The 18,186-nt window shown below is 60.6% G+C and carries 16 protein-coding genes and 1 tRNA gene; 11 read left to right on the top strand and 6 right to left on the bottom strand.

Annotation, left to right across the window (positions count from 1 at the left end; genetic code table 11):
* Positions 1–64: 64 nt before the first annotated feature.
* Complete coding sequence (mnmA, locus tag ACODTY_RS06830; protein WP_488993539.1) at positions 65–1,255, top strand: tRNA 2-thiouridine(34) synthase MnmA; 1,191 nt, start codon at positions 65–67, stop codon at positions 1,253–1,255.
* 9 nt (positions 1,256–1,264) lie between these two features.
* Here the strand turns inward: mnmA and ACODTY_RS06825 are convergent, their stop codons facing one another.
* Positions 1,265–2,230, bottom strand: a complete 966-nt coding sequence (locus ACODTY_RS06825; protein ID WP_488993538.1) for a Gfo/Idh/MocA family protein — start codon at positions 2,228–2,230, stop codon at positions 1,265–1,267.
* A 232-nt stretch (positions 2,231–2,462) separates the two neighbouring features.
* On the opposite strand from ACODTY_RS06825, the gene ACODTY_RS06820 reads away from it, so the two are divergent.
* The 4 genes from ACODTY_RS06820 (at position 2,463) to ACODTY_RS06805 (ending at position 8,046) form a co-directional block, all read left to right on the top strand.
* A tRNA-Met gene (locus ACODTY_RS06820) sits at positions 2,463–2,539 on the top strand.
* Between the two features lie 514 nt (positions 2,540–3,053).
* Positions 3,054–3,656 carry a TetR/AcrR family transcriptional regulator gene (locus ACODTY_RS06815; RefSeq protein WP_488993537.1) on the top strand — a complete coding sequence of 201 codons (603 nt, stop codon included), beginning with the start codon at positions 3,054–3,056 and terminating at the stop codon, positions 3,654–3,656.
* Between the two features lie 48 nt (positions 3,657–3,704).
* On the top strand, positions 3,705–4,862 hold the full coding sequence (locus ACODTY_RS06810; protein WP_488993536.1) for an efflux RND transporter periplasmic adaptor subunit: 1,158 nt from the start codon (positions 3,705–3,707) through the stop codon (positions 4,860–4,862).
* 34 nt (positions 4,863–4,896) lie between these two features.
* Positions 4,897–8,046 (top strand): efflux RND transporter permease subunit, encoded by a 3,150-nt coding sequence (locus tag ACODTY_RS06805; protein WP_488993535.1) that lies wholly within the window; start codon positions 4,897–4,899, stop codon positions 8,044–8,046.
* 40 nt (positions 8,047–8,086) lie between these two features.
* Here the strand turns inward: ACODTY_RS06805 and ACODTY_RS06800 are convergent, their stop codons facing one another.
* From ACODTY_RS06800 to ACODTY_RS06785, 4 genes are all read right to left on the bottom strand, one after another.
* Positions 8,087–8,671: a hypothetical protein gene (locus ACODTY_RS06800; RefSeq protein WP_488993534.1), complete on the bottom strand. Its 585-nt coding sequence runs from the start codon at positions 8,669–8,671 to the stop codon at positions 8,087–8,089.
* 94 nt (positions 8,672–8,765) lie between these two features.
* Entirely contained in the window at positions 8,766–10,169 is a 1,404-nt protein-coding gene (gene fliI / locus ACODTY_RS06795) for a flagellar protein export ATPase FliI (protein ID WP_488993533.1), read from the bottom strand.
* Positions 10,170–10,182: 13 nt separating this feature from the next.
* Positions 10,183–10,905, bottom strand: coding sequence for a flagellar basal-body rod protein FlgF (flgF, locus tag ACODTY_RS06790; RefSeq protein ID WP_488993532.1), 723 nt, complete (start codon positions 10,903–10,905; stop codon positions 10,183–10,185).
* Between the two features lie 5 nt (positions 10,906–10,910).
* Positions 10,911–12,722 carry a DUF1217 domain-containing protein gene (locus ACODTY_RS06785; RefSeq protein ID WP_488993531.1) on the bottom strand — a complete coding sequence of 604 codons (1,812 nt, stop codon included), beginning with the start codon at positions 12,720–12,722 and terminating at the stop codon, positions 10,911–10,913.
* A gap of 140 nt (positions 12,723–12,862) precedes the next feature.
* Here ACODTY_RS06785 and motA point away from each other — a divergent pair, with 140 nt between their 5' ends.
* The 6 genes from motA to ACODTY_RS06755 are packed head-to-tail and all read left to right on the top strand — an operon-like array spanning position 12,863 to position 17,718.
* The gene (gene motA, locus ACODTY_RS06780; RefSeq protein WP_488993530.1) at positions 12,863–13,738 is read left to right on the top strand and encodes a flagellar motor stator protein MotA; all 876 of its coding nucleotides are present in this window, start codon (positions 12,863–12,865) and stop codon (positions 13,736–13,738) included.
* A 35-nt stretch (positions 13,739–13,773) separates the two neighbouring features.
* A complete protein-coding gene (locus ACODTY_RS06775; protein WP_488993529.1) occupies positions 13,774–14,697 on the top strand; it encodes a FliM/FliN family flagellar motor switch protein in 924 nt (307 codons plus the stop codon).
* Between the two features lie 38 nt (positions 14,698–14,735).
* The gene (fliN, locus tag ACODTY_RS06770; protein WP_488993528.1) at positions 14,736–15,122 is read left to right on the top strand and encodes a flagellar motor switch protein FliN; all 387 of its coding nucleotides are present in this window, start codon (positions 14,736–14,738) and stop codon (positions 15,120–15,122) included.
* Between the two features lie 46 nt (positions 15,123–15,168).
* Positions 15,169–16,185 (top strand): flagellar motor switch protein FliG, encoded by a 1,017-nt coding sequence (locus tag ACODTY_RS06765; RefSeq protein ID WP_488993527.1) that lies wholly within the window; start codon positions 15,169–15,171, stop codon positions 16,183–16,185.
* A 13-nt stretch (positions 16,186–16,198) separates the two neighbouring features.
* Positions 16,199–17,281 carry a flagellar biosynthesis protein FlhB gene (flhB, locus tag ACODTY_RS06760; RefSeq protein WP_488993526.1) on the top strand — a complete coding sequence of 361 codons (1,083 nt, stop codon included), beginning with the start codon at positions 16,199–16,201 and terminating at the stop codon, positions 17,279–17,281.
* Positions 17,278–17,718, top strand: coding sequence for a hypothetical protein (locus ACODTY_RS06755; RefSeq protein ID WP_488993525.1), 441 nt, complete (start codon positions 17,278–17,280; stop codon positions 17,716–17,718). The genes flhB and ACODTY_RS06755 overlap by 4 nt, the downstream gene beginning before the upstream one ends.
* On the opposite strand, the gene ACODTY_RS06750 is transcribed toward ACODTY_RS06755, so the two are convergent.
* Complete coding sequence (locus tag ACODTY_RS06750; RefSeq protein ID WP_488993524.1) at positions 17,708–18,133, bottom strand: helix-turn-helix transcriptional regulator; 426 nt, start codon at positions 18,131–18,133, stop codon at positions 17,708–17,710. The two genes, ACODTY_RS06755 and ACODTY_RS06750, sit on opposite strands and share 11 nt — an antisense overlap.
* Positions 18,134–18,186 lie beyond the last annotated feature (53 nt).

The following is an 18,186-nucleotide window of genomic DNA, read 5'->3' as shown; positions in this document are numbered from 1 at the left end:
TGACCTATATTGTCAGCATTGGCCCGGCCGCGATATCCGGCACGGGATGAATTGGAATGATCGAATGAACAGCCTGGACCTTCCCGGACGCCCGCAGGATACGCGCGTCGTCGTTGCCATGTCAGGCGGCGTCGACTCCTCAGTCGTGGCCGGGTTGCTGAAACGCGAGGGCTATGACGTCGTCGGCGTGACGCTGCAGCTCTACGACCATGGCGCAGCCGTCCACCGCGCAGGCTCCTGCTGCGCCGGCCAGGACATCGACGATGCGCGCCGCGTCTCGGAAACGCTCGGAATTCCGCACTATGTGCTCGACTATGAGGAGCGTTTCCGCAAGGCGGTGATCGATCCCTTCGCGGAAAGCTACGTCCACGGCGAGACCCCGATCCCTTGCGTGTCGTGCAATCAGACGGTGAAATTCGCCGACCTTCTGGCCACCGCCAAGGAACTGGGTGCCGACGCGCTTGCCACCGGCCACTACATCCGCTCCCGCGCCAACGGCGCCCACCGCGCGCTCTACCGGCCTGTTGATGCCGACCGCGACCAGAGCTATTTCCTGTTCGCCACCACGCAGGCGCAGATCGATTATCTTCGCTTCCCCCTTGGCGGCCTGCCCAAGCCTGCCGTGCGCGCGATGGCGGAGGAGATGAACCTGACGGTTGCCGCCAAGCATGACAGCCAGGACATCTGCTTCGTGCCGCAGGGTAAATATTCCGACATCATCGCAAAGCTGAAGCCGACGGCCGCCAGCCCCGGCGACATCGTCCATATCGATGGCCGCATCCTGGGCCGCCATGAAGGCATATTGCGCTACACGATCGGCCAGCGCCGCGGCATCGGCGTCGCCTCCGGCGAGCCGCTTTATGTCGTCTATCTCGACGCCGAGCGCTCGCGCGTCATCGTCGGCCCGCGCGAGGCGCTGGAGACGCACAAGATCTATCTGCGCAACATGAACTGGCTCGGCGACGGCGAACTCGCCGATATCCCGCCGGAGGGCCTCGAACTGTTTGCCAAGGTGCGCTCGACGCGCCCGCCCCGCCCCGCGGTGCTTCACCACAAGGACGGCACGACCTTCGTTGAACTGGTGGACGGCGAGTCCGGCGTCGCACCGGGCCAGGCCTGCGTGCTTTATTCCGACGAAGGCAATGAGGCGCGCGTGTTCGGCGGCGGCTTCATCGGCCGCTCGGAGCGCGGTGCCGAAGCCGAAGCCATGCTGTCGCGCCTCGGCGCACGCACCGCCCCCGTTTCAGCAGGCTGATTTCAGCGGCTAAATGACTTTCAGGCCGTGGGTCACGGTGCCGGCGGTCAAGACGCGCAGCACCCTGATCGCTTCCTCGCCGTCCGTGCGCGGCTCGGCCCGCGTCTCGATGCACTGGATGAAATGTTCCAGCTCGCGCGTCAGCGGCATCCCCTGCCCGACCGGCACGTAGGACGGCTCGTCGGCGGTGAATGCCCAGTGTCCGCTGTCCTGCCAGACCGCATGATGATAGACGGCAAGCTTGCGCTCCCATGGTTCGACATCGTCGAACACAGCCATCGCCTTGGTTCCGACCACCGTCAGCCGCCTCTCCCGGTAAGGATTCAGGCGAGAGGCAAACAGGTGGCCGCGCAGGTTTCCCGGAAAGCGCATATGCAGGTGGGCAAAGTCGCTGAGGTGATCGAGCGTCGCAGCCCCCTCGCCATGAACCTCCACCGGTTCGGCCCCGGTGATGGCCAGGATCATCGAGAGGTCATGCGGCGCAAGATCCCAGAGCGCATCGTTCTCGGTGTGGAATTTGCCAAGCCCGAGGCGGTGCGAATGGATATAGCGCACCTCGCCCAGTTCGCCTTCATCGACAAGCGCCTTGAGCTTCTCGAAGGCGGGGTGGAAACGCAGCACATGTCCGACCATGAAAACGCGCTTGTTGTCCTTTGCCGCTTGCACCGAGCGCTCGGCATCGGCAACGGTAAGCGCTATCGGCTTTTCGACCAGCACGTCCTTGCCGGCCTGCACCGCTCGGATGGAGAGTTCGGCATGGAACTGCGGCGGCAAAGCCATGACGATGGCATCGATATCCTCTCGCTCGAACAGCGCATCCGGCGCAAGCGCCAGGCATTCCTGTTCGCTGGCAAAGCCTTCCGCACGAGCGGCGTTGACATCGGAGACAGCATAGAGCGCGCCGAGGCTCTTGAGAGTGCGGATATGGTTACTGCCCCAGTATCCGCATCCAAGGACGGCAATACGCGGTTTCATCAATTGTGGACTCGAAAATTTCGTGGCTGACACATAGCGGCGCGTCTTTGCGAACTCAACCCCGACGAAATGCCTGCGTCAACGCTATGCCCTATTAACGCGGCCAGCTTCCACGGAAACCGAACACCTACGCGCTTGACACGGTCGGCATGGCAACCTTATATCCGCGCGACCTTGGCTAAGGGTTCGAAAATAGCACTGCTTTGGTGAGTTTTTGAACGTCGAGCACCGGGGCGGAGTAGCTCAGTTGGTTAGAGCAGAGGAATCATAATCCTTGTGTCGGGGGTTCAAATCCCTCCTCCGCTACCATCACGGCAGCCCCTAGCGGCTTACGGTGTTCTTGCAGAAATTGGGCCAGGCTAGCCTCGACCTTGATCTTGGCACGACCATCGTCTTTGTCTCATCGACTTTGCATTGAAGAGCGCGGTCAAGAACATCAAACCGGCATGGTGGAGCCAAGCCCGTAATATCATCCAACACGTGCGGGACCGTTTCCAGCTTCGCCCGATTGTTGCGCAAGGATCGCCTCGCAGAGAGTTTTTTAGCTGCTACCCGCGGGCTAACTCCGTTGGTCATCCTGTCCGCACCTTGCACGCGCAAACATAGTTCCGGCTTGTGCTGCGAAAAGGCGGAGAGCACCCACCTGCGGCAATCGTCACATTTTGCGAGCGACTAGCGTTCCGCAGCTTCCAACAACGTGCGGCTGCGCTGGCGTTGTCTGCCAACATGTTCCTCCCGGTAAGGCTTGACGAGAAACGAGTTTCGAATTAATTATGACGAAAATTGAAAATCGTCAGTGATTACAAAACTCGGATAGTCGGCGATGAGCGTGGAAGAAATCACACTGGATGCAACGCGCCAGGAGAATGTCGAGCGCATTCTCGAAGCGGCCGAGCGGCTGTTTCGCCACTACGGTTACGGCAAGACCACCGTCGCCGACATCGCCCGCGATCTCGGCATGTCGCCCGCCAACGTCTACCGTTTCTTTGCGTCCAAGGAGCAAATCCACCAGGCCATTGCCGGGCGCATGTTGGCAGCAGCCATCAGCCTCCATCGCGCGATAGCCGCACTGCCGCTGCCCGCTGCCGAGCGCCTGCGCCGCTGCATCCTGGAGCAGCACAAGGTGACGGTGGAAACCATGCTGGATCAGCAGAAGGTGCATGAGATGGTGATCGTTGCCATCGAGCGTGATTGGCATGTGATCGACAAATACATCGACGAGCTGAACCTAATCCACGCCGATATCATCGAGGATGGCATCAAGGCAGGTGAGTTCGCCAAGCAGGATTCGGCAATAGCCGCACGCTGTTTTGGCGCCAGCACTGCCACGCTCTGCCACCCGCAACTGGTGGCGCAGTGCCTGATGAAAGACAATCGCGCGACCCCTGAACAGTTGGTCGATTTCGCGATCAAGGCCTTGAAATAGAGCGGCCTCGGCCCTCACCCAAATCAACTCTACGCAGGAGCGTGAACGATGTTTTCGTTCAAGGAATCCAGAAGCATTGCCCGTTCTCTCGCGGCACTCGGCCTGCTCGGTCTTACGGCCCTTTCGGTGTCTGCCTGCAGCGAGGCCAAGACGGAACCCGTCGCCACGGTCCGCCCCGTCAAGGTGGTGGAAATCGCCAAGGCAGACGCCGCCCGCGAACTGCAGTACTCGGGATCGGTCAAGGCTCGCACCGAGATGAACCAGGGTTTCCGCGTCGCCGGCAAGATCGTCGAGCGGCTCGTCGACGTCGGCGACAGGGTGAATCCGGGCGATGTGCTGGCGCGCCTCGATGCGACCGACTACGCGCTTGGGGTCACCGCCGCCGAGGCCAACCTGATGGCCGCCGAAAAGCAGGTCGAGACGGTGCGGCTGACGCAGGGCCGCGCGCAGGAACTGTTCGGCAAGAAGTTTGCCTCGCAGGCACAGGTCGATGAAGCCCAGCTCGGATACCAGCAGGCAATCGCCGCCCGCGATGCCGCTGCCTCTTCGTTGCAGCAGGCGAAAAACCAGGTTGCCTACACCGAACTGAAAGCCGACAGGAAGGGCATCGTCACCGCGATTTCCGCCGACACCGGCCAAGTCGTGGGTGCCGGCACGCCGGTCGCGTCCGTTGCCGTTGACGGCGAAAAGGAAATCCAGATCGCCGTGCCGGAAACCGACATCTCTCATTTCAAGCAGGGTCAGGCCGTCAAGGTCGGCTTCTGGACCGACGATCAACTACAGCTCGCCGGCAAGGTACGCGAAGTTGCCGGCAGCGCAGACCCGCAATCGCGGACCTTCTCCGTCCGCATCAGCCTTGCCGACGATCCGAACGTGCTGCTCGGCATGACGGCAACTGTCAAGGCAGCGGTGGCCACCGCGCAACCGCTGGCATCTGTTCCGCTGCAGGCGCTGGCCGAGAAGGACGGCAAGCCTATCGTCTGGGTGGCTGACCGCGATACGTCGACCGTGCATGCACGCGCCATTACCGTTGCCGACTTCACGCCCGACGGTGTGCGTGTTGCCGATGGATTGCAGCCGGGTGACCTCGTCGTCTCGGCCGGTACGCAGTTCATGACCGAGAGCCTGAAGGTGAAGCTGCCGGACGCGGCTGTCTCGCAAACGGAACAACCCGTCGCCATGCAGGCAACCAGCGCTCTGCGCTGACCCCATCCTCACCGACCAATAAAAAGAGGCGGTCATGACGACCTCGACTGACGAAAAGAAGCCGTTCAACCTTTCCCGTTGGGCGATCGGCCATCCCAGCATCGCACGCTTCCTGGTTGGATTGATCATCGTTGCCGGCGCGCTCGGCCTGATGCGCATGGGCCAGCGCGAGGACCCGGACTTCACCTTCCGCGTCATGGTGGTGCAGGCTGTGTGGCCCGGCGCTTCGCTGACCGACATGGAAGACCAGGTCGTCAACAAAATCGAGCGCAAGCTGCAAGAGACGCCGCACCTCGATTTCGTGAAGTCCTATTCACGCGCCGGCAGCGCCATCATCATGGTGCAGGTCAAGGGCGATACCGACGCGGCACAAGTCGCGGACGCCTTCTACCAGGTGCGCAAGAAGGTCAGTGATATCAGGAGCGAGTTGCCGTCGGGCCTGCTCGGCCCCTTCTTCAACGATGAATTCGGCGACACCTTCATCACCCTGCATTCCATCAGCGGTGACGGCTACAGCTATCCCGAGCTCAAACAATTCGCCATTCAGGCGCGCGACATGCTGTTGACGACGCCTGGCGTCGAAAAGGCCGTCATCATTGGTGACCAACCGCAGGTCATCTACATCGACGTGTCGTCCAAGGCGCTCGCGGAACGCGGGCTGACGCTGGTTGATTTGCAGAATGCCCTCAAGGGCCAGAACACCGTCGATCCGGCCGGCGCCGTCGATACCGGCACCCGCTCGGTGCGCATTTCAGTCGAGGGCGACGTCAAGCGTGCCGAAGACATCAAGGAATTGCGTCTGCGCACCGGCAATCAGGTTACCCGGCTGGGCGACATCGCAGCCGTCACGACCGGCCTGCAGGACCCCGAACAGCGAAAATTCCGCTTCGACGGGCATGACAGCGTGCAGATCGGCGTCGTCATGGCGAAGGGTTTCAAGGTCACCGACGTCGGAACTGCGATCGAGGAAACCTACCAGCGTTTCGAGGCCGCCCTGCCCTATGGTGTCGCGGTGGACCAGATCGCCAACCAGCCGCATGTGGTGACGGACGCCATCGGCGAGTTCATGCGCGCACTAGGTGAGGCACTGGTCATCGTGCTCGCAGTCTCTTTCCTGTCCATCGGCTGGCGCTCGGGCCTCGTTATCGCTATTGCCATTCCGCTGGTGCTCGCCGCCACCTTCGCCATCATGTACGAGCTTGGCATCGACCTCCAGCGCATCTCGCTTGGTGCTCTCATCATCGCGCTTGGCCTTTTGGTCGACGATGCGATGATCGTGGTTGAACTGATGGAGCGCAAGTTGGAAGAAGGGCTGGAAAAGCTCGATGCCGCGAGCTTTGCCTATAGCTCCACCGCCTTTCCGATGCTGACCGGCACGCTCATCACCACCGCCGGCTTTATTCCCGTCGGTTTCGCCGCCTCTGCTGCCGGCGAATATGTCCGCTCGCTGTTTTACGTGGTCGGCATCGCGCTGGTCGTGTCATGGTTCGTGGCCGTCTATTTTACGCCCTGGCTGGGCTACATGATCCTGAAGCAGCGCCGTCATGCCGGCGGCGAGCATCACGATGTCTTCGACACCAGCTTCTACCGCCGCCTCAGATCGACCATCGGTTGGGCGGTGCGCCACCGCATCATGGTGCTGGTGCTGACGCTGGTAACATTCGCCGCCAGCCTGTGGTCGTTCCAGTTCATCCCGCAGAACTTCTTCCCGCAGTCCGAACGCCCGGAAATCCTCGTCGACCTGTGGCTGCCGGAAGGCACCTCCATCAAGGAGGTCGAGAAAGAGGCCAAGGCGCTCGAAGCGAAGATGATGGACGACCCCGACAAGAAGTTCATCGCCACCTATATCGGTGAAGGCGCGCCGCGCTTCTTCCTGCCGCTCGACCAGCAACTTGCAAACCCGAATTTCGCGCAGCTTCTCGTCATGGCCAATGACGAGCCAGCACGCGAACGGTTAATTGTCAAACTCCGCACCATTCTCGCGGAGGATTTCCCGGCGATCCGCGCCAAGGTCGACAGGTTATTCCTCGGCCCGCCGACCGGCTGGCCGGTGCAGATGCGCGTGATGGGGCCGGACCGGCAGGAAGTGCGCCGCATCGCCGATCAGGTCAAAGCGCGCTTTGCAGCCGATCCGCTGCTCAGCGCAGTTCACGACGACTGGCTGGAACCGGTCCCGGCGATGAAGCTGGTCATAGATCAGGACCGGGCTCGGGCGCTCGGCGTGACCTCACAGCGCGTGCGCCAGATGCTGCAAGCCGCCATGTCGGGCGCGCCGCTGGATAGCTTCCGCGACGGCGAAGAAACAGTGTCGATTGTGGCACGAGAGCCGGACGGCAACCGTTCGCTCCTGTCAGCCGTCAACTCCGTATATGTGCCGACCGATTTCGGCGGCTTCGTGCCCGTCTCGCAGATCGCCAAGGTCGAACCTGTCCTCGAGCAAGGCATCGAATGGCGGCGCGACCGACTGCCGACGATATCGGTGCGGGCGACGCTGCCGGACGGCGTTCAGTCGAATGATGTCGTCACAAAGCTGTACAGCGAAATGACCGACCTTCGCGCCGGCCTGCCAACGGGTTACAAGATCGAGATACAGGGCGGTGCCGAGGATTCAGCCGAGAGCCAAGCCTCGATCGCAGCCAAGGCGCCGATCATGCTGGTCATCATTGTGCTGTTGCTGATGGTGCAGCTCCAGCACTTCGGCAAGTCGATGCTGGTGCTGGCAACCGGTCCGCTCGGCATCATCGGCGCGGCGGTGGCGCTGTTGATCAGCGGCGCGCCCTTCGGCTTCGTCGCTATCCTCGGCGTCATCGCATTGCTCGGCATCATCATGCGCAACTCGATTATCCTCGTCGACCAGATCGACCAGAACATCGCCGCCGGCATTGAGCGCAAGGAAGCGATCATCGGCGCGGCAGTCAGCCGCTTCCGGCCGATCATGCTGACGGCCATGACGGCGGTGCTGGCATTGATCCCGATCTCGCGCGGCGTGTTCTGGGGGCCGCTGGCCTACTCAATGATGGGCGGCATTCTGGTTGCGACAGTTCTGACCATCCTCGTCCTGCCCGCAGGCTATGCGCTGTTCTTCGGTCGCGAACCGAAGAACCGTTTGGCCAAAGCGGACAACGAAACGCTCGAACCGGGTAGCGCCGAGGTCAGCCATCCTCTTGCAGTGGCTGCAGAGTAGGTTTGTCTGCCACTGAGCGAGGTTGCACCAGCGTTTCGTCTCAGTTGGAAATCTCGAACACCTTGTTGGTGCTGGTAACCAGCACCCACTTGCCGCTGCGCTGCTCGATGGACGCTACCCGGCTTGAATCCGGCAATTTGGAGCCGTTCTGAACGATCCAAAGGCCGGTATTGTCCTCGATCATCGCCCTACCATTGGCAATATGTATCAGCCTGAAGGCAATCGCGTCTCCCGGAAACGGCTGGGCACCCGGAGCCTCTTTTTGCATCTCGTCGGGAACGTTGCCCGTTGTAAAAAGATCGAGGTTCTTGGACATTTCCCGGATACCAATCGGGGTCAGGTCAGAACCGGAAATTGATTCCGTAACCAGTCGCCCGGCATTCTCTCCCTTGCCGCCAAACTTGATGGCTTGGACACCAAATTGTTCCTGGTTGAAAAAGATATACCAGGGAAACAGCGCGCAGATGAGGCTTAGCGTTACGCCAAGCGCCGCCACGACAAAATCGCTGCGGCGATCCGCCTTTTCAATTCTGGGAAACGGTGCTTGCGGCGGTGCTGGCCACTCGACATTTCCTGACGCAGCGAGCTTGCTCTTGGCCGGGCTTGCTTTCGGCTTGTTGAACAATCCCGACAGCAGGGAATTTCGAGCAGCCTCCGCTTCCTCCTCTGCCCGCGCCTTGGCCAGAAGGTTGTTCAGCAGGGTCTCGGTTTGCTGCCGCTCAGTTGGCGGGTTCGACATTCTGGCTGACCTTCAGGTGACGTGCGAGATCGGCGAAGGCATCGGGCGAGGCTCTGTCCAACGGTGACTGCGTCAACGCCTGATAGATGAGAGGCACCTGCCGAACGGCCATGTCTAGTTCTGCATCTGCCCCGCCCTGGTATGCGCCAAGCAATCGGATATCGCGCGTATCTTCAAAGCGCGAGATCATTACTTTCAATTGCGTCACCAGCGCGCGCTGTTCCGCGCTCCATGCCTTGCCGGCCAGGCGCGAGATCGAGGCGAGCGGATTGACGGGAGGGTAACGTCCCTGTTCGGCTATGGTGCGGTCGAGCACGACATGGCCGTCAAGAATGCCACGGACCGAATCCGCGACAGGGTCGTTGTGGTCGTCGCCATCGACAAGCACGGAAATGACGGCCGTAATCGAGCCAGCGCCTTCCAGCCCCGGCCCCGCCCGTTCAAGGAGTTTCGGCAGATCGGTAAACACAGAAGCCGGATATCCGCGCGCAACCGGAGGTTCGCCGGTTCCCGTTGCCACTTCGCGCAGGGCGTGGGCAAATCGGGTGATGGAATCGAGGATGAGCAGAACCCGGTCGCCCTGGTCACGGAAATGCTCGGCGACGCGCATGGCAGTATCAGGAGCACGGCGGCGCATCATCGCGCTTTCGTCGCTGGTAGCGACAACCGCGACCGTCTTGGCCATACTCGCACCGATGGTGTCTTCGAGAAACTCGCGAACTTCGCGACCACGCTCGCCGACAAGGGCAACCACGACCGTATCGAAGGCATCCGCGCCTGCCAGCATCGCCAGCAGCGTCGACTTGCCAACGCCCGATCCGGCAAAGACGCCAAGGCGTTGCCCGAAGCAGAGCGGCGTGAAGATGTCGATCACCTTGACGCCGGTGTGGAAGCTTGTGCCGACACGCTGACGTGCCATCGCACTCGGCGTCTTGTCTGTTCGCCCGGTTTCGCCGCTGCCCCGTAGAAGGAAAGGCCCACCGTCGATCGGCCGCGCCAGGGCATCGATCGCCCTGCCCCGCCACGACGGATGCGGCACGACCGTCAAAGGGCCACGCCGGAACACGGCGTCCCCGATGCCGGCATCGACGCTGCGGTCAAACGGGGCAACCACCACTTCATCATGCGCAATATGCACGATCTCGCCACGGCTGTTGCCCGACCTGCCGCGATGCTCTACGAGGTCACCCAATCGGGCCGTATTGGAAAGTCCCCGCACCTTGTAGTGGGTCGCGGACACCTCGGCGATCCTGCCGCCACGCTTGAGCATGGACTGCTCATCGCTGAAGCGTTGCCAAATGCGTTCGAGCACCACCAGGGAGGTCTCATGCGCCGGTCCCGGCACCTGCTCCGAAACCCTGATCATGTGTTGCTCATGCGACATTCAGATTGGCTTGCTATTTCGAGCCGAGGGTCTTGATCGCTTCATCCATCGACGAACTGTTCTGGCGCATCATGGCCGAAATGTTTTCGAAGGCGCGCTGAACCTGGATCAGCCGGGTCATTTCCAGCACGGGATTGACGTTGGACTGCTCGACATAGCCTTGCGCGACGCCAACATCGCGGCGATCGGTCACCGGCTGCGGCGGCACCGGCGGCACCACGCCGGAATTGCCGTAGCGAACGAAATTCGGCCCGGGATCGAAGCTAAACAGGCCAATGGCTCCGGCAAGTTGTTCGCCTTGCCGCAGCGAGCCGTCGGCACCCGCCTTTGGCGGCCCGCCGCGCGGGTCGAGCTGGATCGGCGCGCCGCCGGCATCAAGCACAGGATAGCCTTCAACTGAAACAAGTTCACCAAGGTCGTTCATCGAAAAGCGACCGTCACGGGTCATGACCGTTCCGGCGGGCGTTTCGATACCAAACCAGGCATCGCCTTGAATGGCAAAGTCGAACGGATTGCCGGTCTGCTGGACGCCGCCATGCGCGCCCGAAAGAAATGTATCCCCCGGCGACGTAAACGACACCGACTTGGCCCCGGCTCCCGAAACCACATCCTCGAACTTCACGCCTGTAGCGCGGAAACCCAATGTCGAGGCATTGGCGACATTGTCGGCAATGGTGTTCAATCGCCGTTCGAGCGCAATCTGTGATGAAAGGGCGACGTAGAGGCTATCCTGCACGGCCTTTAGTACCTCAGCTTTTGCATGGCCATCAGCAGATCGGTAGAGACGCCGATGGTTGTCGGTTGGGCAAAGAGCACGCCGACAGAGCTCTGCGCACTCGACGTCGGATTGGCGATTTCATACATGCTGGTGAAACGGGTGATGAACTTGGCCAACTTGGCCGGATCGGCAAAGTCCGCGATATCGAACTTGGATTCAAACAGCTTCACCTGTTTGTCGATATCCGCCGACGCAAATGAATCCGGCAGCGAAAAGGCGGTGCGCACCACACTGGCCAAGGCCTTGTCGGCAAGCACCTCATACCAGTTAGTCAATGTTGGCGCCTTGCGCTGGAAATAAAGCGCCAGCCGCACACCCTCATTGTTCTTGCCTGCGTCCTCTTCCAGCGTCTGCCGCATATATTTGTCGACGACCGGTTGCTGGGCGGAATTGTAGGTCGTCGCGTTCTCGCCATAAGCTTCAAAATCGAAGGCCGTGGCAAAGGCTGCGTAGCGCTTGTCTTCCATGGTGTTGGCAAGGCTTTGCGGATCGCTGACGCCGCCTTCCAGAACCTTGCGGATCGTATCCTTGTCCTGGGTCGACGGGTCGAGCCCGTAGGAAGCCAGCGCGTAGTTGTAGAGCCGGGAGTTCGCCATCAGATCGTCGATGGAACGCACGGACCCGATGTTGGCGAGATAGTAGGCGGTTTCGTTCTTCACATATTCGACCGTAGGCGGGACGAGCCCCAACCCGGATTTGACCGAATAGAAGTTTGGCGTTTGCTGCTTCACTTCCGCCCGGGACGTGGTCGAGGTGCCGTATTCTGCAAAATCGAAAGCCGAGACGAAGGCGGCATAGCTCTTGTCTGTCAGCTTGTTCGCGGGGCTATTGGGATCGCTCACGCCACCTTGCAACATTTCCTTGATACGGGCAGGCGTTTCACTGGCTGCATCGAGACCGTATGCGGCGAGCGCCACAGTCAAGAGCCGCTTGTTGGCCAAGAGGTCATCGATCGACTTCACCTGCGAAATGTTGTCGTTGTAATACTTGACCTCTGCACTGATGTAGTCAGAGTTCGGCTTTATCAGCGCCAGGCCCGTACCTGCCATATAGTCAGCGGGAACAGCCTTCTGGACCGGATCGCGCGAGGTCGCCTGGTCGCCATATTTCACGAAATCGAACGCCGACACGAAGTCCGCATATTTCTTGTTTGGAAATGTATTGGCGGGGCTGTTGGGATCGGTCACCCCACCCTCCAGCATCTGGCGAATGCGCGCCGGTGGTTCGGTTTCCGCGTCCAGCCCGAAAGCTGCCATCGCATAGGTCAGCAGCCGGTCGTCCGCCATCAGATCATCGACCGATTTCACGTTCGAGATATTGGAGAGGTAGTAGGACGTTTCGGACTTGTAGTAGCTGACACCATCCTGCGATGGGCCGATCTGGATCTGCAGGATGTAGTTGCCGGTGGTCGCCTGCTGCGCCTTGTTGTAGATGGTGGCGGTATCGCCAAGCTTGGCAAAATTGAAGGCGTTGACGAAGTCCGCGTAGCGCTTGTCGGTGAGCTTGTTGGCGAAGCTGTCAGGGTCGGTGACACCCTCTTTCAGCGCCTTGACCATGAAGGCCTTGGCGTAGTCCATGTCCTTCAGGCCGAATGCCTTCATGGCGTATTTGAACAGACGATCGTTCTTTACGAACTCGTCGATCGATTTCACCTTGGTGATATTGTCGAGATAGTACTTGGTTTCGCGATCCACCACGGGCTGGCGCTCGATCTGGTCGATCGCCTTGGGAATATCTCGCGCGATCAGCTGGTAGCTGACAAAAGTGCTTAACACGACAGGCCTCCAGCCGAAGCTATCACCCAAGATAGCGTTGTTTCCTTGCGCGAAACTGAATCACCCTCCAACGCTGAAAGCTTCACACAAGCCACGCGCGCTATCTGGTGTGTCTGATGTGATGTGCGGAAGGACTGACCGTGGGAATTCTGATCGGATTGGTGGTCACGCTGGGTTGTGTCCTCGGCGGCTTCATGGCCATGGGCGGTCACCTGCATGTACTCATGCAACCTTGGGAACTGGTCATCATTGGCGGTGCTGCGCTTGGCACCTTCCTCGTCGCCAATCCGATGAAAACCGTCAAGGATACCGGCAAGGGCATCGTCGAAGCATTCAAGCAGGCCGTTCCGAAGGAACGCGATTACCTCGAGACGCTCGGCGTGTTGCACAGCCTGATGCGCGAACTGCGCTCGAAGTCGCGCAGCGAGGTCGAGGCTCATATCGACAATCCGGGCGAGTCCGCCATCTTCCAGGCTTTCCCGACCGTTCTGAAGAACAAGGACTTGACCAACTTCATCTGCGACTACTGCCGCATCATCATCATCGGCAATGCCCGCTCGCACGAGATCGAGGCATTGATGGATGAGGAAATCCACACCATTCGCGCCGACAAGCTCAAGGCCTATCATGCCATGGTGGCGGTGGGTGACGGGCTGCCTGCGCTGGGCATCGTCGCGGCCGTGCTGGGCGTCGTCAAGGCCATGGGTGCTCTTGACCAGTCGCCGGAAATTCTAGGCGGCCTTATTGGCGCCGCGCTCGTCGGAACCTTCCTTGGCATCTTCCTTTCCTATGCCGTGGTTGGACCGATCGCGACCAAGATCAAGACTGTCCGCGAAAAGAAGAACCGTCTCTACGTCATCGTCAAACAGACCTTGCTGGCCTACATGAACGGGTCGTTGCCGCAGGTAGCCATCGAATTCGGCCGCAAGACCATCTCGTCGCACGACCGGCCTTCCATCGATGCAGTCGAGCAAAGCACGATGAACGCCGGCGCGGCAGACAAGAAGGCAGCCTGAGCGATGCGAGCCATGACGGTGAGCGAGGTGGCCTCATGACCAGTCCGGGCACGCCGGCTGAAGCCCGCTCCCTGATTATCGAGCGTCTTGTCGGTGACAGCGGCGACAGTTCGCAGGTGATCGGCGCCGGACGCTCCATGGCCGAGCGCGCCCTGCCCCTGATCAACAAGCGCCTTGCCGGCGAGATTGGCGCTCCCGTTACCGCAGACCTTCAGGCAGTCGAAGTCGCACGAGTTGCCGATGCACGATCAGGCGTCGGCGACACTTTCGCCATGACGGTCGTCGCCTCGTCGATTTCGTCTGACGCGATGACCATGGTCATGGATGGCTCAGCGGTTACAGTCATGGTCTGCTCCCTTTTCGGAGGCGACCCCGATGAATCCGTATCACCAATCGATCGTGACCTCTCCGAGATCGAGATCGAGGTCGCCACGCTGGTGTTCCAGGAAATCGCCCAGATCCTCAACGGGACAGGCAGGCGTTCGCTCGATCTGCGGCTTCCCGTACCCCGGGCCATGGCAGGCCTGGAGGCCAAGCGGCGGGTTCTGCGTGATGGCGCTGCCGTAGGGATCGTATTTGGCCTTTCAACCCCAACGGATACCGGCACCGTAACAGTCATCATTCCGCAACGTGTGCTTCTGGCCCGAAACAGCGCGGATATCGAGGCCGGCGACGTATCGGAGTGGCATGCCCATTTCTCAGACGAAGTGATGCGCTCGACGATTTCGCTGGAGGCTACAATGCCCTTGGCCAAGCTGACTCTTGGCCAACTTGCGGGCCTGCGCACAGGTGACGTTCTTGAGATCGAGGAAACCGCACAGGCACATGCGAAGCTGTCGGCACGCGACAAGACACTGTTCGTCTGCGAATTCGGCAAGCTGGGAAACAACTACACGGTCCGCGTCAAGCACACTTACGACGCCGGCCAGGATTTCATCGACGGACTTATGCCGGGCTGATCGCCGCTGGCATTCATAGAATTTTGGGAGACGAGGCAATGAGCCAGGCAAACGCGGAAATTCAAGCCGATCAGCCGAACGAAGAGCTCGACCGCGCCATCGAGGAATTGCGCGGCGTCCTCCAGCAGGAAGAGAAGCGACCAAGCGGTGCGCCACAGCATACGGGTGGCGCCAATACGAACATCATCATGGACATTCCAGTCGATGTTCAGATCGTGCTCGGAACGACGGAAATGCCCGTGTCCGAACTCATGGCTCTGCAGAAAGGCTCCACCGTGGCGCTGGATCGCCGCATCGGCGAACCGGTCGACGTCGTCGTCAATGGACGAAAGATCGCGCGGGGCGAAATCACCGTCCTGGAAAGCGATTCCTCGCGCTTCGGCATTCGCCTCACCGAAATAATCGCAACCACCAAGAGCGCCTGATGGCTATAGTCGTCGCCGGCACAGTTCGCGGCAAGGGAGATAGGCCATGACGACGGCAATGACGCTGACGCGCCCGCAAAAGGCTGCCGCGATCCTCGTCGCCATGGGCAAGCCATCGGCCAGTCGGCTGCTCAAATTCTTCAAGCAGGAAGAGCTCAAGGCCCTGATCGAGGCGGCTCGCCTGCTGCGCACAATTCCGCAAGCCGACCTGGAGCGTATCGTCGCCGAGTTCGAGGCCGAGTTCACCGAGGGAGCCGGCCTCCTGGATTCAGCCGACAAGATGGACACCATCTTGAGCGAATCCCTCTCGCCGGAAGAAGTCAGCGCCATCATGAACGGCAGGCAGGAAGAAGTCGCCGAAGACGCTCCGCTTCCGATCTGGCCGGAAGTCGAGAAGCTGGAGCCGCAGCGGCTTGGCACCTTCCTTTCGGGCGAGCATGCCCAGACATCGGCAATGGTGTTGGCGAAACTGTCGCCGCAGACAGCGGCCAACGTGCTTCTGACACTGGAAAAGCCGCTGCGCAGCGAAATCATGAAGCGCATGGTCACCATGTCGAGCGCACCGCCCATGGCAACGAGGATCATCGAGAACCAGCTTCGCAACCGGCTGCTCGACAGTTCCGCGACAAAGGACACGTCGGCAGGACAGGCTCGCGTCGCCAGCGTCCTTAACGAGATGGACAAGTCCCAGCTCGATGAAATCATGCAGGACCTGGAAGCAGCCGGCACACCCGATCTCGCCGGCGTCAAGGCCCGCGTCTTCTCGTTCGACGACATCCCGCTTCTCACCCAAAAAGCGCGCGTGCTCATTTTTGACGGCCTGTCGACCGAGCTGATAACCATGGCGCTGCGCGGCGCCCCCGCAGATCTCACGGAGTCCGTCCTGTCTTCAATCGGCGCACGCGCACGCCGCATGATCGAGTCGGAACTTGCGCAAGGATCGGAAGGCATCGCGCTGGCCGACATCCTGGATGCACGCAAGTCGATTTCGTCTTCTACCGTGCGGTTGTCTCGCGAAGGCGCGTTCGACCTTCCTGGAGCGCAGACGGCCGAAGCTGCCTGACGGTTGAGCCGCCATGGCCGACGCACCGGACAAAGAGTCCAAAACAGAAGAGGCTACTGAGAAGAAGATCCGCGACACCGTCGAAAAGGGCAAGCTGCCCCACTCGAGGGAAACCGCGATCTTCACCTCCTTCGTCGCCATTCTCGCTTATGTCGTCTTCTATGCAAAAGACGCGGTCGTCGATCTGGGCGTATTCCTGTCGATGTTCCTGGAAAAGCCCGAAGCATGGCCGATGAATACCGAGGCCGACGTCATTGCGCTCTACAAGGACGTGATGATGGAGATTGGCCGGGCTGTCGTCAGCCTGCTGGTGCTTCTGGTTGTCGCCGGCGTAGGCGCCTCGGTTTTCCAGAACATGCCCCAGTTCGTGGGCGAGCGGATCACACCGCAACTGTCACGCATTTCGATCACCCAAGGTTGGAAGCGGCTGTTTGGCGTTCAGGGTTTCGTGGAATTCCTGAAATCGCTGGCCAAGGTGGGCGTCGCCATACTGGTGCTCGTCCTCGCCCTGTCCGACGACGCGCGAAGGCTATTGGAAGGCATGTTCACCAACCCCGTTCAGTTCGGGCTGGTCATCCGCAGCTTCACCATCGACATTCTGGTTGCCATCGTCTTCGTCATGGGCGCCATCGCCGCAGCGGACATCGTCTGGTCCCGCTTCCACTGGAAGCAGGACTTGAGGATGAGCAAGCAGGAAGTGAAGGACGAGATGAAGCAGTCGGAAGGCGATCCGATTGTCAAATCCCGCATCCGGTCGGTGGCGCGCGACAGGGCGCGGCGGCGCATGATGGCGGCGGTTCCGCAGGCAACGCTGATCATCGCCAACCCGACGCACTTTTCCATCGCGCTCAGATATGTCCGCGAGGAGGATTCCGCGCCCGTCGTGCTGGCCAAGGGCCAGGATCTGGTCGCGCTTCGCATCCGCGAGATCGCCCGCGAGCACAACATTCCAGTCTTTGAGGACGTCGCGCTCGCGCGCTCCATGTACAAGCAAGTTTCAGTCGATAGCGTGATCCCGTCGCAATTCTATCAGGCCGTCGCCGAGTTGGTGCGGATCGTATACTCGAACAAGGCTTCGCGCCGGCAGGTGTCATGAACAGGCAACCGCATGCAGATACCCGCGAAAGCATCGTCGCCAACGCAATTGGCGAGGTGGTTGGCGAACTGAGGCTCGTTGACGTTGCGGACTACATCGCATTCATCCGGCTCGAGCACTTTGCCTGCCTTTCCGATCTGGTGGATTCAGCGGCCGAACTTTACTTCATGCCGGGAACGCTAAAGCTTGGCCATGGCGGGGAAGCACATGTCGACTGGGGCGGCTGCCCACGCATCGTGCTGGATCTCGAACTTCGCCCACGGGGGGCAACGATATATTTCCAACTCACGCTGATGGAAAACGAAGCTTCAGTGGTCGTGAACTACGTTTCGTTCGAGAAGCCCCACGAGGACCCGCGGCGCAATACCGATTTGCTGCAAGCGGCAATCGATCAGGCGAGAATCCGGCGAACCGCCGCAGTCGCCATCACTCGATAAGTCCCAACCTCAGGGCCTTGGCAACCGCCTGCATGCGGCTGACGGCATTCAATTTTTGCGCGGACTGCGTAAGATACTGGTTGGCGGTATGCACGGAAAGCTTCAGCAACCCCGCGATCTCTTCACTGGTGTATCCGTTCGCCGTCAATTTGAGACATTCGAGCTCACGTCTGGAGATCGCACGCGTCAGACCGGTGTCACCGGGGCGAATGCGGGAAACGGCGGAAAACAACGAAAAGCAGCGGGCGTGGATGTCGTAGAGCGCGTCCTGCTCCAAGGTCATTTCGCCGCCCGTAAATACCACCAGTCCGCAACGTCCACGCTCGGCATGAACCGGAAACGCAAGGCCCGTACTGGCATCCACGAGAGGTGCAGTAGACGCCGCCCAGGAAAGCGCTTCAAACCTCGCGCGCATGGCCCCATCGCCGCAATCGTTCACCCACCAGCGCGGCTGGGTCGACAAACGGA

This window comes from Mesorhizobium sp. FG116 (assembly GCF_057809835.1).
Note: the sequence above shows the minus strand (reverse complement) of the source record. Positions and strands in the feature narration are given on the sequence as shown.

Excerpts from the sequence above, each read along its gene's own strand:
- mnmA (WP_488993539.1), top strand. The coding sequence starts at position 65 with ATGAACAGCCTGGACCTTCCCGGACGCCCGCAGGATACGCGCGTCGTC.
- ACODTY_RS06825 (WP_488993538.1), bottom strand. The coding sequence starts at position 2,230 with ATGAAACCGCGTATTGCCGTCCTTGGATGCGGATACTGGGGCAGTAAC.
- ACODTY_RS06815 (WP_488993537.1), top strand. The coding sequence starts at position 3,054 with ATGAGCGTGGAAGAAATCACACTGGATGCAACGCGCCAGGAGAATGTC.
- ACODTY_RS06810 (WP_488993536.1), top strand. The coding sequence starts at position 3,705 with ATGTTTTCGTTCAAGGAATCCAGAAGCATTGCCCGTTCTCTCGCGGCA.
- ACODTY_RS06805 (WP_488993535.1), top strand. The coding sequence starts at position 4,897 with ATGACGACCTCGACTGACGAAAAGAAGCCGTTCAACCTTTCCCGTTGG.
- fliI (WP_488993533.1), bottom strand. The coding sequence starts at position 10,169 with ATGTCGCATGAGCAACACATGATCAGGGTTTCGGAGCAGGTGCCGGGA.
- ACODTY_RS06775 (WP_488993529.1), top strand. The coding sequence starts at position 13,774 with ATGACCAGTCCGGGCACGCCGGCTGAAGCCCGCTCCCTGATTATCGAG.
- fliN (WP_488993528.1), top strand. The coding sequence starts at position 14,736 with ATGAGCCAGGCAAACGCGGAAATTCAAGCCGATCAGCCGAACGAAGAG.
- ACODTY_RS06765 (WP_488993527.1), top strand. The coding sequence starts at position 15,169 with ATGACGACGGCAATGACGCTGACGCGCCCGCAAAAGGCTGCCGCGATC.
- flhB (WP_488993526.1), top strand. The coding sequence starts at position 16,199 with ATGGCCGACGCACCGGACAAAGAGTCCAAAACAGAAGAGGCTACTGAG.
- ACODTY_RS06755 (WP_488993525.1), top strand. The coding sequence starts at position 17,278 with ATGAACAGGCAACCGCATGCAGATACCCGCGAAAGCATCGTCGCCAAC.
- ACODTY_RS06750 (WP_488993524.1), bottom strand. The coding sequence starts at position 18,133 with ATGCGCGCGAGGTTTGAAGCGCTTTCCTGGGCGGCGTCTACTGCACCT.